Annotated in this window: 20 protein-coding genes and 2 pseudogenes; 13 read left to right on the top strand and 9 right to left on the bottom strand. The window is 62.0% G+C overall.

What is annotated here, in order from left to right:
• Positions 1-13: 13 nt before the first annotated feature.
• From QMG28_RS08165 to QMG28_RS08175, 3 genes are all read right to left on the bottom strand, one after another.
• Entirely contained in the window at positions 14-568 is a 555-nt protein-coding gene (locus tag QMG28_RS08165) for a TRAP transporter small permease subunit (protein WP_281841726.1), read from the bottom strand.
• Between the two features lie 36 nt (positions 569-604).
• Positions 605-1,633 carry a TRAP transporter substrate-binding protein gene (locus QMG28_RS08170; RefSeq protein ID WP_281841727.1) on the bottom strand — a complete coding sequence of 343 codons (1,029 nt, stop codon included), beginning with the start codon at positions 1,631-1,633 and terminating at the stop codon, positions 605-607.
• A 345-nt stretch (positions 1,634-1,978) separates the two neighbouring features.
• On the bottom strand, positions 1,979-2,152 hold the full coding sequence (locus QMG28_RS08175; protein WP_281841728.1) for a hypothetical protein: 174 nt from the start codon (positions 2,150-2,152) through the stop codon (positions 1,979-1,981).
• A 24-nt stretch (positions 2,153-2,176) separates the two neighbouring features.
• Between QMG28_RS08175 and QMG28_RS08180 the strand changes: the two genes are divergently transcribed.
• Positions 2,177-2,332: a hypothetical protein gene (locus QMG28_RS08180; protein ID WP_281841729.1), complete on the top strand. Its 156-nt coding sequence runs from the start codon at positions 2,177-2,179 to the stop codon at positions 2,330-2,332.
• Between the two features lie 8 nt (positions 2,333-2,340).
• Here QMG28_RS08180 and QMG28_RS20955 read toward each other — a convergent pair.
• Positions 2,341-2,412 (bottom strand): annotated as a pseudogene (locus tag QMG28_RS20955) (transposase); the annotation flags it as partial.
• A 375-nt stretch (positions 2,413-2,787) separates the two neighbouring features.
• Between QMG28_RS20955 and QMG28_RS08185 the strand changes: the two are divergent.
• From QMG28_RS08185 to QMG28_RS08230, 10 genes are all read left to right on the top strand, one after another.
• Complete coding sequence (locus tag QMG28_RS08185) at positions 2,788-3,243, top strand: nuclear transport factor 2 family protein (protein WP_281841730.1); 456 nt, start codon at positions 2,788-2,790, stop codon at positions 3,241-3,243.
• Positions 3,244-3,587: 344 nt separating this feature from the next.
• Positions 3,588-3,710, top strand: a complete 123-nt coding sequence (locus QMG28_RS08190) for a hypothetical protein (protein ID WP_281841731.1) — start codon at positions 3,588-3,590, stop codon at positions 3,708-3,710.
• Positions 3,707-4,771: a substrate-binding domain-containing protein gene (locus QMG28_RS08195; protein ID WP_281841732.1), complete on the top strand. Its 1,065-nt coding sequence runs from the start codon at positions 3,707-3,709 to the stop codon at positions 4,769-4,771. Before QMG28_RS08190 ends, QMG28_RS08195 begins: the two co-directional genes overlap by 4 nt.
• 315 nt (positions 4,772-5,086) lie before the next feature.
• A complete protein-coding gene (locus tag QMG28_RS08200; protein ID WP_281841733.1) occupies positions 5,087-5,617 on the top strand; it encodes a cupredoxin domain-containing protein in 531 nt (176 codons plus the stop codon).
• On the top strand, positions 5,610-7,064 hold the full coding sequence (locus QMG28_RS08205; RefSeq protein WP_281841734.1) for a cbb3-type cytochrome c oxidase subunit I: 1,455 nt from the start codon (positions 5,610-5,612) through the stop codon (positions 7,062-7,064). The genes QMG28_RS08200 and QMG28_RS08205 overlap by 8 nt, the downstream gene beginning before the upstream one ends.
• Before the next feature lie 5 nt (positions 7,065-7,069).
• Positions 7,070-7,657: an SCO family protein gene (locus QMG28_RS08210; RefSeq protein WP_281841735.1), complete on the top strand. Its 588-nt coding sequence runs from the start codon at positions 7,070-7,072 to the stop codon at positions 7,655-7,657.
• Complete coding sequence (locus QMG28_RS08215) at positions 7,647-8,231, top strand: hypothetical protein (RefSeq protein ID WP_281841736.1); 585 nt, start codon at positions 7,647-7,649, stop codon at positions 8,229-8,231. The genes QMG28_RS08210 and QMG28_RS08215 overlap by 11 nt, the downstream gene beginning before the upstream one ends.
• Before the next feature lie 100 nt (positions 8,232-8,331).
• Entirely contained in the window at positions 8,332-8,751 is a 420-nt protein-coding gene (locus QMG28_RS08220) for a hypothetical protein (RefSeq protein ID WP_281841737.1), read from the top strand.
• A 56-nt stretch (positions 8,752-8,807) separates the two neighbouring features.
• Positions 8,808-9,275 carry a plastocyanin/azurin family copper-binding protein gene (locus QMG28_RS08225; protein ID WP_281841738.1) on the top strand — a complete coding sequence of 156 codons (468 nt, stop codon included), beginning with the start codon at positions 8,808-8,810 and terminating at the stop codon, positions 9,273-9,275.
• A complete protein-coding gene (locus tag QMG28_RS08230) occupies positions 9,275-10,000 on the top strand; it encodes an RNA polymerase sigma factor (RefSeq protein WP_281841739.1) in 726 nt (241 codons plus the stop codon). The genes QMG28_RS08225 and QMG28_RS08230 overlap by 1 nt, the downstream gene beginning before the upstream one ends.
• A gap of 90 nt (positions 10,001-10,090) precedes the next feature.
• Here the strand turns inward: QMG28_RS08230 and QMG28_RS08235 are convergent, their stop codons facing one another.
• Entirely contained in the window at positions 10,091-10,375 is a 285-nt protein-coding gene (locus QMG28_RS08235; protein ID WP_281841740.1) for a hypothetical protein, read from the bottom strand.
• A 66-nt stretch (positions 10,376-10,441) separates the two neighbouring features.
• On the opposite strand from QMG28_RS08235, the gene QMG28_RS08240 reads away from it, so the two are divergent.
• A protein-coding gene (locus tag QMG28_RS08240; RefSeq protein WP_434784433.1) for an IS5 family transposase occupies positions 10,442-11,190 on the top strand; the annotation gives its coding sequence in 2 pieces (ribosomal slippage) (positions 10,442-10,760 and positions 10,760-11,190; 750 coding nt in all).
• On the opposite strand, the gene QMG28_RS08245 is transcribed toward QMG28_RS08240, so the two are convergent.
• Positions 11,174-11,653: a sulfite exporter TauE/SafE family protein gene (locus QMG28_RS08245; protein ID WP_281841741.1), complete on the bottom strand. Its 480-nt coding sequence runs from the start codon at positions 11,651-11,653 to the stop codon at positions 11,174-11,176. The two genes, QMG28_RS08240 and QMG28_RS08245, sit on opposite strands and share 17 nt — an antisense overlap.
• A 197-nt stretch (positions 11,654-11,850) precedes the next feature.
• Between QMG28_RS08245 and QMG28_RS08250 the strand changes: the two are divergent.
• Positions 11,851-12,078 (top strand): annotated as a pseudogene (locus QMG28_RS08250) (DUF1330 domain-containing protein); the annotation flags it as partial.
• A 91-nt stretch (positions 12,079-12,169) separates the two neighbouring features.
• Here QMG28_RS08250 and QMG28_RS08255 read toward each other — a convergent pair.
• The 3 genes from QMG28_RS08255 to QMG28_RS08265 form a co-directional block, all read right to left on the bottom strand.
• A complete protein-coding gene (locus QMG28_RS08255; RefSeq protein WP_281841743.1) occupies positions 12,170-13,279 on the bottom strand; it encodes a tellurite resistance/C4-dicarboxylate transporter family protein in 1,110 nt (369 codons plus the stop codon).
• Complete coding sequence (locus tag QMG28_RS08260) at positions 13,266-13,631, bottom strand: hypothetical protein (protein WP_281841744.1); 366 nt, start codon at positions 13,629-13,631, stop codon at positions 13,266-13,268. The genes QMG28_RS08255 and QMG28_RS08260 overlap by 14 nt, the downstream gene beginning before the upstream one ends.
• Positions 13,632-14,278: 647 nt before the next feature.
• On the bottom strand, positions 14,279-14,559 hold a 281-nt coding region (locus QMG28_RS08265; RefSeq protein ID WP_281841745.1), incomplete at its 5' end, for a transposase.

The raw sequence follows: 14,559 nt of genomic DNA on the forward strand, positions 1-14,559 counted from the left end.
GTGTTCCCACATGTCAATGATCCTTCCGACGCGCGAACAACTCGCGCACTTCGCGAACCAGGATGACCAGTCCCGCGAGAGCGAGCAGGATAAAGCCGACAGGAAGGCTTGCCTTGAGCACCCAACGGTCCTGAAGGCCGCCGTAGCTCGACCCCTCGCCCGTCGAGAACGAACTCAGCGCGAAGCGATATCCGAAATTTGCCGCGAGCCAGCAAAAAGGCAGCAAGAAGATGGCGATGCCCAGAATTTCGACCACTGCCCGGGCCTTGCGCGGCATGTGTTCAGACAGGACTTCGACGCGCACATGCCTGTTTTCCAGGTAGGTCCACCCTCCGCCAAGCATCACCAACAGGCCGAAGATGTGCCATTGCGCATCGGTCACGCTGGTCGGACCAATTTCGGTGCCCAGCAGGAAGATATCGGTTTCCCAGGTAAAGAAGCCGTTGAGCCGGGCCGCCGCCGCGAAGACCGCGACGCAAACGAACAGCACCATCGGCAGCAACAGCCAGGCGACGATGCGGCCCGGCGCCGCGAGAGCGCCGGACAAGAGATTGAGAAAGCGATCCATAATGAACGTTTCTTGAGGCGGGAGCACGCAGCCGGGTTACTGGCCGAGCGACTGCAGCGATGTATAGCCGTTGGTGGCTTCCACATAGGCCTTGAGCGACGCATAGGCCTCGGAAAGCAGTTCATTACCGGCGGCAGTTTCTTCCAGCACGATAATGGATTCTTCGCGCAGGCGGTCAAGGATTTCCGGCGAGAAGTTGCGAATTTCGGCGCCCGCTTCCTCAATCCGGGCCAGCGCGTCAACCTGTGCACCAAGCTGCTCGCCGAAGCTCTGCATCACGTTTGCACGGCAGGCATCGACCATCGAGGTCTGCTGATCTGATGTGAAACCGTCCCACACCGGCATCGAAATCAGGATCGAACTCCAGCTCGATGGCTGATGCCAACCGGGAAAGTAATAGTAATCCGCCACATCTTGAAAGCCGAATCCCTCATCGACGAGCGGCATCGAGAATTCGGCCGCGTCCAGTCGACCAGTCTCCAGAGACAGGTAGATTTCCCCGGCCGGCAAGAGTTGCGGACTGGCCCCGAGACGACTGATAACCTGAGCGCCGAGGCCGGCGATGCGGATCTTCAGACCCTGAAAATCTTCGATGGTGTTGATTTCACGGTTGTACCACCCCGCAGCCTCGGACAATCCGATATGGCAGGGAATAACCTTCACGTTGAACGGATCGTAGGCCTTTTGCAGGATCTCCATCCCACCGCCCGCATACATCCAGCCCATTGCCTGTTCGGGCGTCGGCCCGAACGGCATCGAAGCCAGTAGAAGGGCCGTCGGCATCGCGTCCGACCAGTAACCGATCCAGTCGTATCCCATCGGGATGGCACCCGACGACACCATGTTCAGAACTTCGAGTGGCGGCACCAGTTCCCCGGCCCCATGGACTTTCACGTCCACCTCGCCGTTTGTCATCGTGCGCACCATGTCAGCCCAGTTGACCGGGCTTTGACCAATGATCGGTGAATTCAGGGCATTCACGCTTTGCAGATCGAAAGTCTCCGCCGCCGCGGGCAGCGATGGTGCGAAAAGGCATGCGGCCAAGGCCATTTTTGCAAGGTTCATTATCATGTCCTCCCTAGAATGCGGCCAAGTCTCTCAGCGCCTCCCGCGCTGGCTCGCCGCCTGGCCGGATTGTTAGCACGCATCCCTAGTCGTTACAATTTTTATTTATTATAGCCAACAATCACATCTCATATCTAATATTTTTCCAATTACTTATACCTTTGAGCCCACCCCTTCACTGCGAATCGATTCGCCATTTCGACATCACGTTTAGCACCGCATCACCCCCTTTTTTGAGCCTCAGCGCGGCGTATCCCCGATCTGGTAAGGTGCATTGCGGACGAGGACGAACTCAATGGGGGCTCACCCCGGGTTCGCCTGTTTCCCGTTGATCAGATTCTTTTGTCAAACGTTGGCGTCCCATGTGTAGGCCGTGTGGTCGGCCACGACATGAGAGCTGCACGTGAGGCTGTCGATCAATGCGGGCGCGGCGGCCTTGTCGCTGGCCTGACCGGGGCTGATCGACAGCCGGTTCGGCAGGCCCGCCTCATCCACAACCGCGTTGATCTTGGCGCTCAACCCGCCACGAGAGCAACCGATGGCGTGATCTTCACCCCCTTTTTACCGCCGGCGGCGTGTTGGTGCGCGCGGATGATGGAACTGCCGATGAAGACCATGGATTCTGGTGGCTTCGCCGCCAAGGCATTGAAGATATTGACCCAGACCCCAACCTTGGCCCGGCGATTACAGCGGTTGTAGACGGTGGTGGAAGGGCCGTAGCGCTCCGGCAGATCGCGCCAGGGCGAGCCGGTGCGCAGGATGTAAAATATCCCGTTCAGAACCCATCAGTCATCGACCCGAGCAACACCTCGCGGCTTGTTCGGCAGCAGCGGCTCGATGATCCGCCACTCCGCATCACTCAAATCAAACCGTGCCATGATCCTCCTCCTCGTTGGATCAGTGAATCACAGCCTCACCCGCCTGGGAATCCACTTAATGAGGACAGAACCCAGTCCTGATCTGGGCGCCTTGCCCGGCCAAGCTATCACCGCAAGCGAGTTCCTACGAGAACCAAAGATAGCATCTACGCGATAACAAAATAGCATATCTGCGATTTAATAATTGAATATGCATTAGCAATGAGCTACGTTCTCCCTCGCACTCAGCAACGAACTGAGAGCGCAAAATTAACATTTGGGTATGGGAGGAAACCAATGAACCCAGTTTCAATCGAGTCGGTCGCTGACCGACTGGCAATAATGGAAACAATAAGCCGTTACGGGCACGCGCTGGACTTCATGGACCGCGACGCGCTTGCAGACTGCTTTACCGAAGATGCCGTGAACAAGGGGTTCACCGAAGAGCATCATGACTATGGTCCCATCAAGGGGCGCCAGAACATCGTCGACGGTATTATGGGCCGCATGGATCACCAGTTCGAGGGCACAAAAGATCTTGCCCTTCAACCCAGGCACTGCATCACCAACTTCAAGTTTGACGAGCTGACAGACAATTCAGCGCAAGTAACCTCGATGCTGGTTGCGCCCGCGTCGGAAAACCACTCGACCAGAATGTATGGCGCCGGCTGGTATCTGCATAAGCTGGAAAAAAGCGACGGGGTATGGAGGATCAGCCATCTCGAGTGGCATCTCGACCTACCAGTGAGCTGACGCACCTGGCGGTTTGGGGTCGCCCGCATGAAGGCCATCCGGGGAATTCGCCTTGCGCTCCCGGCTCTTTTGAGCGGCCCCAACCGTTTTCCCGACAATTGGTGCGATTGCCTGCGACCGGCGCGAAGGGTGCATGAATGCACCCCTCGAAGAGACCAGCAGGCAACGCCGCAGCACCCGGTTTGGAATCGCCGACCTGCCAAGGGCACGAAGCAAGACGTCTCGGTTTGAATTGGCCGGGAGGCGGACCCGACGGCACCCACAGTAAGCAGGAAACGGAGAGCGGTGGCTGGCCACCGGATCACCCGCCAAGTCCGTCTGTCTATATGGATGCGTGAACGGAAATGCCGGGGACTAAAGACAAAGACAAAGACAAAGACAAAGACAAAGACAAAGACAAAGACAAAGACAAAGACAAAGACAAAGACAAAGACAAAGACAAAGTAACAACAGGAGGAAAGCCATGAAGAAACAAAAAGTCACAGGTATAGCGATCGCCATGTCCCTCGCATTGGGTTTGGCTGGCAGTGCCACATTCGCTCAGGCTCAGGACATGCCGTCGTGGTGCGGTCCGAAAAAGGTCTCGGTTGCGTTGCTCGATGGCTTCGGCGGAAACGGCTGGAGGCAGATCACCTCGGCAGCTGCAAAACAGGAAGCCGCCAAATGCCCGAGCGTTACAGAATATCTCTATAGCGATGCTCAGGGAGATGTTCAAAAGGCCATCATCGACATCAACACCATGGCCGCCAGAGGAGTTGATGCAATCGTTGTATTCCCCGATGCAGGACCCGCAGTGCTTCCGGCGATTACGGCGGCCCACAGAGCCGGCGCGGTGGTTGTGCCATATCGCCAGGAAGTCGGAGGCGAAGAGGGTGTAAACTACAGCAAATTCATTGGTGCATCCTTCGTGAACGATGGCGTAAACTTCGGCAACTTCATCAAGCGCGAATTCCCGGACGGAGCGAATATCCTCTTTCTTGGCGGGCCGGCCGGTAACAGCGTTTCGCTTCAGGAACTTGAGGGGCTGAATTCAGTGCTTGGCCCGGAATATGTCTATGTGAATCCCGAACCTTTCCATGTGACCAACTGGGATCCTGCGCTGACACAACAGATCCTGTCTGCGGAAGTCGTGAAACAGGAGCGGATCGACGTGGTTCTGGCTGAGTTCGGGTCCGCGCTCATCGGTGGCCTTTCGGCCTTCGGAGTCAACGGAAAATCCATTCCCGCTGTTGTGGCAGAGGGCGGCAATGTCCTCAGCTGTTACTGGGAAGAGAACAAGGACGCCAATCCCGACTTCAAGCTCTTCACCGTGGGAGCGGGCATCGACAATAGCCGACTGGCAATCAGATGGGCGGTTGCCCTTGCAACGGGCGGCACGCCTCCCGAAACGACAACCTACACATCAGATGTCTTCGAGGATTCGGTGACCGGTGATCCCAACCCGGTCACGTGTCGCCCGGATCTCCCCGGAGCCGTGTTCCTCGATGCCGAGATGAGCGGCGAGGACCAGGCGGCCGTCATCCAGTAGCGGTGACCTTCGTCTGAGCAAACACGGGTCGCAGGCTCGTATGTTACGTCGGCGTGGGGTCTTTTCCCTGCGCCGGCGATCAGCTTTTGCCGGCCAGGAAAGCATAGTCGAAAACTCCAGCTTCAAATGGTCCAGTTTTAAGGGGCAGAGCAGCACGAAGAGACCCTGTTGATGGATTACGTCACCGGCATTGGATACCGGTGAGTCGGGCCGGAGTCACGGCTCGGCCATATCTCGTTCACGCACGATCACCTTGATCTGGATCAAATCGGTATTTTCAATTCCAGTACACGATCTGGGCGGGAGGATCGGCCGATGAACGTTCAAACCGTCTCCGTACTTCTGTCATTCATTCTGATCCTGGCGCTTGCCGCGGTGTTCCTGCGGGTTCGCGGTCTCGCCCATGAGGGCCGCGACTATGCCCCGGTTCAGGGCAATGCCTATCGCATCCGGGCCTTCGGATTCTGGTTTCTGATCCTCGTGGGGCTTCCGATCAGCATCTGGCTGTTCCGCGAAAACCCCTACACCGCAGAGGCCGCCGCACCCCAGGTCATCAACGTGACCGGCTACCAATGGTACTGGGAGCTTGACCAGAGCGAGGTCGCGGCGGGCGTACCGGTGGAGTTCCGCGTCACCAGCGCCGACGTCAACCACGGCTTCGGGATCTACGACGCGGCCGGCACGCTGGTCGCCCAGACACAGGCGATGCCTGGCTATGTCAACCGCCTGACCCATGTCTTCGAGACGCCCGGCACCTATCAGGTGCTCTGCCTCGAATATTGCGGGTTGGTCCATCACAACATGATCGCCGAGATCGTGGTGACCGAAGGAGGCAGCGATGGCTGACACGACATTCACACACAGCCCCGCCACGACCGATCGCGGTCGCCGCTGGGTCGTGCTCTACCTCGCGACCACGGGCCTCGTCCTCTTGCTGATGATGCTGGCGGGGCTCTGGATGCGGCTGGCGCAGGCCGGCTGGGTCTATACCGACCCGGCGCTGTTCTATCAGCTGATGACGGTGCACGGCACCGGCATGGTCGGCATCGCCGCCCTGGGCGGGGCCGCGGTGCTGTGGCATTTCCTGTCGGCCCATGTGCGGCTGAATTCCCGGGTGATGGGGGCGAATTTCGGGCTGTTCCTGATCGGCGTCGTGGCGATCCTCGTGGCGGATTTCCCCGGGCGCTTCGGCGGCGCATGGACGTTCCTCTACCCGCTGCCGGCGACATCGCAGGGCGCGTGGCCGGCCTGGGCAGCGGCGCTGCATCTGGGCGGTCTGCTGGTGATCGGGGTCGGCTTCCTGATCTGGTGCCTTGAACTGGCCCGCGGGATCATTGCCACCTATGGCGGGCTGGGTCGGGGTCTTGGCTGGCATGTGCTCTTTGGCGGATCAATGCGGGATGTGCCCCCGCCGACCGTCGTCGCCGCGACCATGGTGACGATCGTCACCACGCTGGCGCTGATCGCAGGGGCTTTGGTGCTGGTGATGAGCCTGATCAACCTTGCCTTCCCGGCGGTCGAGATCAATCCGCTCTTGGCCAAGAACCTGATCTACTTCTTCGGCCACACCTTCATCAACGCCACGATCTACATGGGTGTGGTCGCGGTCTACGAACTCTTGCCGCGGATCACCGACCGGCCGTGGAAGACGACGAAGGTTTTCCTGGCCGCCTGGACGCTCTCGACCACCATGGTGCTGATCATCTTTCCCCATCACCTGTTGATGGATTTCGCCATGCCGGTCTGGGCGATGGCGATCGGACAGGTGTTCTCCTACGTCAATTCCTTCCCGGTGTTGGTCGTCACGGGCCTTGGCGCGCTGGCGATCCTGCATCGCTCGGGCATCCGCTGGGATCTGGTCTCGACGCTCCTGTTGATCTCGATGTTCGGCTGGATGGCCGGGGTGATCCCGGCGGTGGTCGACGCGACCGTGGTGGTCAATTCGGTCATGCACAACACGATGTGGGTGCCCGGGCATTTCCACTTCTACCTGCTGCTCGGGCTCCTGCCGATGATGTTTGCCGTCATGATCCACCTCGCGCGCGGCGAGGACACGCGGCCCCAGGGCAGCGACCTGACGGCGCTGCTCTACCTTCTGTTCGGGCTGGGGTTCGTCTCGATGTTCCTGATCGGCGGCTGGGCCAGCGTGCCGCGCCGCTGGGCGGAGCACCTGCCCGAATGGCAGATCTGGGACCAGGTCGCCTCGGTCATGGCGGTCGGCGTCATTGCGCTGACGACCGTGTTCGTGGCGATGTTCCTCGTCCGCACCCCCGCGATCCTGCGCGAGGGCTGAGGGTCATGCGCGCGGCGCTCGCCACGGTTGCGGTGGCGGCCCTCGGCGCCGCGGCGCTCTGGTGGGGGACGGACCAGGGAGGCGCCCTCACCTCGGAAGCGGCGCGGCGGCTCGACATCGCCGCCACGCCGCGGCGTCTGCCCGATGTGACGCTCCACGACCAGACGGGGGCCGAGATGGCGCTGTCGGAGTATCGCGGCGCGCCCCTGGTGCTGGAATTCGTGTATGCCACCTGTCCAGATATCTGCCTGACACTCGGCACCGCCTTCGAGCAACTGGACGCGACCTTGCCAGCGGACGCGCGCCTCGTCTCGATCAGCTTCGATCCGAACGACGACACCGAACGGCTGGGCTGGTTCGCCGACCGGCATCGTGCGGCGCCCCCGCGCTGGCGGGTTGCGTACGTCGCCGACGCGCGGGGGCGCGATGCCCTGCTTGATCGCGCCGGGGTGGTGGTGATCCCCGATGGGTTGGGCGGATTTGTCCATAACGCCGGGCTCTATCTCGTCGATGCCGATGGCCGCCTGACCGCCGTCTTCGACCCCGAGGACACCGAAGGCCTGCGCGCCAGGCTGATCGGCAATGCGCGCTGATCCGGTCATCATCACGGGCACGGGACTGATCGCGCTCGCCGCCCTGCCGCCCGCCAGCCCGCTGCTGGAGGCGCGGCTGCCGACCCACATCCTGAGCCAATACCCCGTTGTCATCGCGGGCGGCGCCGTAATCGGTGCGCGGCTCGCGCGGGATCGCCCGGCGCCCTGGACCGCCGCGCCCGCCTTGTTGGCCGTCATACTGACGCTGGCCTTCTGGCTGCTGCCCCGCTGGATCGACGCAAGCCTCACCGATCCGGCCACGCGGGTCGCCAAAATCGCGAGCCTCGCCTGCCTTGCCGGACTGCCGCTGGGCTGGGGCTGGGTGCAGGCCGGGATGGTGCTGCGTGGCTTCTTGATCGCCAATGCAGCGGCGATGCTGGCGGTGATGGGCTGGCTGCTGCTCGCCGTGCCGTCGCGGCTCTGCAGCGCTTATCTGCTGACGGATCAGCGGCTGGCGGGCCAGGGATTGCTTATCGCGGCCGCGCTCCTGGTCATCGGGTCGCTTGGAGGTGCGATGATCGCGCGCGACACGGGCATGCGGGATCGCACTAGCGGTCACAGAACCGTGAACTAAAAAATTCACCCGAGCCGGGAACCTTTCGTGCCCGCTTGCATCCAATGGGGCGAGACGGCGGAAAAGCCGCTGTCCGACCGCAAACACGAAAGGACCACCCATGACCAAGGCATTGGCCCTCGCCGCCGGCCTCCTGGCCGCAACCGCCCTCCCCGCTCTCGCCCATACCGAGGACGCGCTGCGCCAGTCACCGCCGCCCGCCCCCTTCATCCAGGTCAGCGACGCCCTGCCGCTGCCCGAGTTCATCCCGGGCCTCGGCACGCTTTTCGTCGATCCGGCAACTTTGCCCGCCGGTCCGTTCCTGGCCTATGACCGCGACGGCAACCTGTCCGCAACCGTCTACATGACCCCGCTTGAGGAACTTGCAAACGGCACTTCCTACGACGATTTGCATGTTGGCGCGCACAATGTCTCCAGCGTCGATATCTATTACAATGCCGGTCATCCGGGCGTCGAGGCGCCGCATGCCCATGTCGTGCTGTTCCATGGCGACGAAGCGCGCGGGCGTTTGGCCGAGTGATGCTGACACGTCGCCATATCCTGGCGGCCGGGGGTGGCGGTCTCGCTACCCTCGCGATGCCGTCCATTTTGCGTGCGCAACAGGTCGAAGTGATCGAGATGCGCGGCACGCCGCGTGGCGAGCGCATTTGGTATAATCCCATCGGCCTCGCCATCACGCCCGGCACAATCTTACGCTTCGTCAACCGCGACCCCGTGAACAGCCACACCGCCACCGCCTATCATCCCGAGATTTTCGAGCGGGCTGCGCGCATTCCCGACGGGGCCATGCCGTGGGACAGCGATTTCCTGCTGCCGGACGAAAGCTTCGAGGTGACGCTGGCGGTGCCCGGCGTTTACGACTTCTATTGCCTGCCGCACGAGATGGCCGGAATGGTGGGTCGGATCATGGTCGGCCGTCCCTCGGATACGGGCTGGCAGGGTGTGGCGCAGGACACGGGCGATCTGCCCGAGGCGGCACTGCGGGCCTTTCCAACGGTCGAGGCGATCTTGCGCCAAGGCCGCATCGACCCCGAGGAGACGTGATGACACCGACCACCCGCAGCAAGACGCCTGCACCGGAGATTTGCCCCGCGACACCTGAGGCCGATCTGGTCGCAGCCGCCCGACCCGGACCGGAGGATGCCCGCCGCGAGGCGGCGGTGCGCGAGTTGGTCCGGCGTCTCAACCCGCGCCTCTTCCGTGTGGCGCGTGGGATCGTCGAGAGCGATGCGGAGGCGGAAGAGGTCGTGCAGGAGGCCTACCTTGCCGCCTTCGGCAAGATCGACCAGTTCCGCGGCGAGGCGGCGTTCGCCACCTGGATCACCCGGATCGCCATCAATGCCGCGCGCATGCAGCAGCGCCGCGCGCACGCCCAGGAAAGCTACGATACGGTGGCCGAAGAACGCGCCGATCCCGCCAATGTCCTGTCGTTCCCCCGCGTAGGCTCCGAACAGCCGGAGACAGCCCTTGGCCGGGCGCAGATGCGCGCGCTGATGGAACGCGCGGTGACCGCGCTGCCCTCCGACATGCGTCTGCCCTTCCTGCTGCATGAGGTCGAGGGCGTGCCTGTGCGCCAGATCGCTGCCGATCTCTCGCTCAATCCGATCACGGTGAAGACGCGCCTCTTCCGCGCACGCCGCCGGTTACGCGCTTCACTGGAGGCAGAACTGCGCGGTGGTTTTGATACAGTCTTTCCCTTCGAGGGCGCCCGCTGCGCTGGCATGACCGAACGTGTGGTCAACGCGCTGAGGGAGACAGGCAAGCTCTAGCCGTTGCGTCAAGCGACGGGCCTCGGTCTGAATGCCTGGTGTTCGCTCTCTCAGGCGCGTGACGCGCAACGCTGAGGAAGCGCGATGTCATCACATCGCGCGCAGCACCATCTCTACGCCGAGCATCAACAAGCCGAGAAGGCAAAGACGCCGGAACAGGATCGGGTCGATGCGGGCTCGCAACTTCTGGCCCGCCCACATTCCCGGAAGCACCGCCAGCGCCGACAGCCCCGCACCGTCGAGGGTGACAGCGCCGCGCGCGCCAAGGTCGGCCGCCAGCGCAAGCGTGGAGACGGTATAGGACAGCCCGAGCGCCAGGATCAGATGGTCGCGCGTCAGCCCGAGTGCCTGAAGGTAGGGAATCGCGGGGATCACTAGGGTCAGGACCCATTGAAATTCTGCCGCGCGCCTGGTTCACTGCATGGAAAACAGGCGGTGAACATGAGCGATCTTTTTTGGCTGAGCGACGAGCAGATGGCACGTCTGGCGCCCTTCTTTCCGAGATCCCACGGCAAGCCGCGCATCGATGACCGGCGCGTTCTGAGTGGAATTATCTTCATTAATCGCAATGGGTTGCGATGGCGTGATGCGCCTGCCGACTATGGCCCTCCGAAGACGCTTTACAACCGCTGGAAACGCTGGAGCGAGAAGGGTGTGTTCCTGCGCATTCTGCTCGCGCTGTCCGAGGGCGAAGACCTCGACGGGCTGATGATCGATGCCACCTACCTGAAGGCCCATCGCACCGCCGCCTCGCTCCGGGGCAAAAAGGGGGGCGCGGGATCGGGAGGTCGCGCGGCGGGCTGAGCTCGAAGCTCAGCATGTTGACCGATGCCGCGGGGCGCCCGCTGCGCTTTGTTCTGACCGGCGGTGAGCGCAACGATTTCGCCGCGGCCCCCGCTCTCCTGGCCGATGCCCCAAATGCGAACTGGCTGCTGGCAGATCGCGGCTATGATGCGATGTGGATCCGTAACCTCTTGAAAGAACGAGGGATCACACCCTGCATCCCCTACAGGAAATTGCACAACACGCCGGGGAAATACGATCCCGAACGCGACCGCGATCGTCACCGCATCGAAAACAGCTTTGCGCGCCTCAAAGACTGGCGCCGCCTCGCAACTCGATACGACCGAAACCCGGTAACCTTCCTGAACGTCGCAATACTCGCCGCCATCGTCATGTTCTGGCTATGAGTCCTGACCCTAGGATGCCGGTGCCGCCCGTCACGAGGCCGGTAGCGGCTCCGACGATCGGTGAGAGCCAGGGCTCGAGCTGCCGGGGAGCGCGCAACTGTCTCGCGAAAATAGTGTAGATAGAGCAGGCGACAAGCGCGAGACCCAGCGCCGTGGTGGTGGCTTCGGTTTCACCGCCCACGAGGAGACCGGCGCTCAGCGCCATCCCCGCGAAGATCGCCAGCATCATCGACCAGAGACGTCGCAGTACCGCGCTGCGCGCCGGTCTGGCGAGGAACTGCCGGATACTGGTGACAAGGGAGGGAATGACGAGGCGGCCAGCGGCAGCGAGCGGCGAGACGCGCGCGCCCAGCACCGCCATTGCCACGGTCGGCGGACCCATCCCCGTTACGCCCTTGACGAACCCCGCAGCAAGGAAAGTCGCCGCGATCGCGAAAAGCATGGGATTGGAAAAGTCGGCCATGTCCTTCTTGATACCGGAGCCTTTCGACGGAACAAACCGCATGACGGGTCGCACCTGTCGTGGCTTCGTCTTTTCCGATCTTTCGGATTCACGAGGGGCGATGGATCTTAGGGTATCGCTCAGGAGGAGGATCGTATGCCGAAGGGATATGTCGTGGCCCACATCCGCGTGCAGGATAACGATGCTACGAAGAGTTCAAGCGCATGGCGGGCCCGGCCATCGCCGAACATGGCGGCCGCGTTCTGGTCCGCAACCCGGATGGGGATCACCGCGAGGACGGCCCGCGTGGCACGGTCGTGGTGGTGGAGTTCGACGATCTCGCAGCGGCGCAGCGCTTCTATGAGTCCGAGGCCTACCCAGCCGCACGACGGGTCCGCGAACAGGCCTCAGAGACCGATCTCGTGATCGTCGAGGGGGTAGACTGACGTCTGTTCTGCAATGAAGAGCCCGGCGAAAGTCGTGCGGCGGCCCGAGGCCCGTCGACTGAACGGATGATCCCGGCTCCTCGAACGACGATCATGGGACGTGGGGCGGTTTTCGTCCTGCAGCGCGACCGGCTTGAACAACGCGCCGTCCGAGGCCCGCCATGCCCAGCACCCATGCGGAAAGTGCAACATAGACCAGCACCTCGGGGACCGGGTCGAGGATGCCGTATCCCATCGCGCGGTCGAACTGGTAAGTGCTGGTGGTGTACATCCCGAGCGGAAACACCATGCCCCAGATTGCGGGCTCGTAGGTGAAACGGTCGCGCATCCAGAGATAGCGCCAGGTCATCAGCGCGAACAGGAACGGGATCCACCAGCTTGCCACCGCCCAGAAGAAGAAGGTGAAGCCGCGGATGAACGGCAACAGCGGGCCCAGCAGCGGCCAGGTCTCGCCGCGCAGGATCAGGATCGAGCCTGCCAGTGCCGTGATCGCCACGGCGCCCATATTGATCCAGTAGGGCGGGCTGAAATCCTCGCGGTTCATCGGCACGAAGGTGAGGCGATAGAAGATCAGAGGGATGATCGCGAGATAGAGCATGCAGCCGATCAGGAACATCGCGATCACTTGGAACTGGATCGCCTCAGGCGGAGGGGCGGCCACGTCGATCACCCCGCGCAGCACCACCACCGACTGGGTCGAGACCGCGGCGATCAGCCAAGCACCGTTGATGCCGCGCGCCAGCGTGGGCTTGCGCGCCCGCACGGTGACTGCGGTGAAGAAGGTATACATGATACCGAACCACAGGATCAGCCCGAACCACCACAGCACCGTGCCCACACCCGTGGCCCCGAGTACCACCACGTTCTGCGTGCCTAGAACACAGGTGCCCGCAACGATAGTGAAGTACCCCGGCGCGCGCTGATGATCCGAGATGTCGCGTAGTAGCAATGCGTGGAACCGCACGGCGCGAAGGATCGTCAGGCCCCAGAGCACCGGCCAGGCGATCCAGTTGACCGCGATCAGCACCAGCGCGACGGGGCGGAGCCCCATGAAATGGCAGGCGATCGACACCACGCCGGTCGCCATCACCAGCGCAAAATAACCCGGAAACAGCGAGGCCGCGCCATCGTGCAGCAGGCGCTTCAGGCCCGAAGACTCAACGCCTCTGTTCTCCGGTTCGAGCGCCTCATCCCCGTGCATATCTGAGCATCAGTTCAAGCTGGAGAAAGAAAAGAACAAGGGCCGTGTTCAGCGCCAAGGCGACGGTCAGCCATCGTGCCAGAGTGCCCCAGAACGGACTGGCGTTCGGCGCGCAGCGCCAGATCGCGACCAGTATCCAGACCGTATAGGCAACCGAGATCAGGATCAGCACTTGCTGAAAGGCCAATTGTCCTGCATCGAGCGCAGTTGCGTGCAGGATGGCGAGAGCCATGCTCGTCGCGACGCCATATCCCCAGAAGACGACCGGCAAGGACATCCGCCCCTGCCATGCGCGCAGTTCAGGAGCGAAGAACAATGAAAAGAACAAACTTCTGGGCTCGTCAGGCGTCATGGCCGACCCTTTCCGATTGAGTTTGAACCAATGCCCATTGATTTGAAAGCCGAAAGGCCATCGGTGTCCGGATTTGAGGACAGCCTTGGCTCAGAAAACAGGAAAAAAAGTTCCACGCCCGCGTTTTGTCCGTCGCTCCCGTGTTTATCCTCGCCGCGTTCTACGCGGGCTTGGCCCTGCCATGTCGCGCCCGAGGTGACGCGAGACGTTGCGGGCGGCTTTGGGGGCCGGGCTGGCTCTGGCGCTCTGCGGCATCATTCTTGTCATGCTGGAAGCCTGGCGCGGCATGGGATCCGGATACTTGCTGATCCCACCTCTATCCGCGTGCGATCCTATGAAGAAGGTGGCATCAGCTATACCGTCCGATACTGGGTACCGCGGTTCGAGCGCGTCGTGGATTGTCGGGATGAAGTCTACAGTCTGATCGACGATGCTCTCCGCCGTGCCGGAAGCATTGCTCCTTACAGGAGGATACAACTCGTCAGCGCAGCCCCGGACGCCGGGGTGGACAATGCTACTGTCGAGCTTGCCCACCCCAGTGGTGCTCGGGACTGAGAAAGGCCAACTGCAGTCTCAGTCTCTCGCTTCCTGCCGCGTCGAGCATCCTAAATCTACCGCGCGAAAACTGTCACTAAAGCGTTTTGACATTAACCTGAGACATATCCGGCAGCCTTGAAATAGTTCCAGCACTCTGCTGGGTTGTAGAGGTCGCAGATTGATCCGATGGCCTCGAAGACTTCGGTGAAGGTTCTTGTACCGATCCGTCGCAAGTGGGCTTTCAGCTTCGAGTATGCCTGCTCCATGGGGTTCAGATCGGGCGAGTACGGCGGCAGGTGGAGGAACCAGCAGCCGTGATCGCGCAAGGCCTGTGCGGCCTCCTTGTTGCGATGTGTGGCCAGGTTATCGAGGATGACAACGGTGCCTGGTG

Source organism: Sinisalibacter aestuarii (assembly GCF_027923545.1).
Classification (GTDB): Bacteria; Pseudomonadota; Alphaproteobacteria; order Rhodobacterales; family Rhodobacteraceae; genus Sinisalibacter; species Sinisalibacter aestuarii.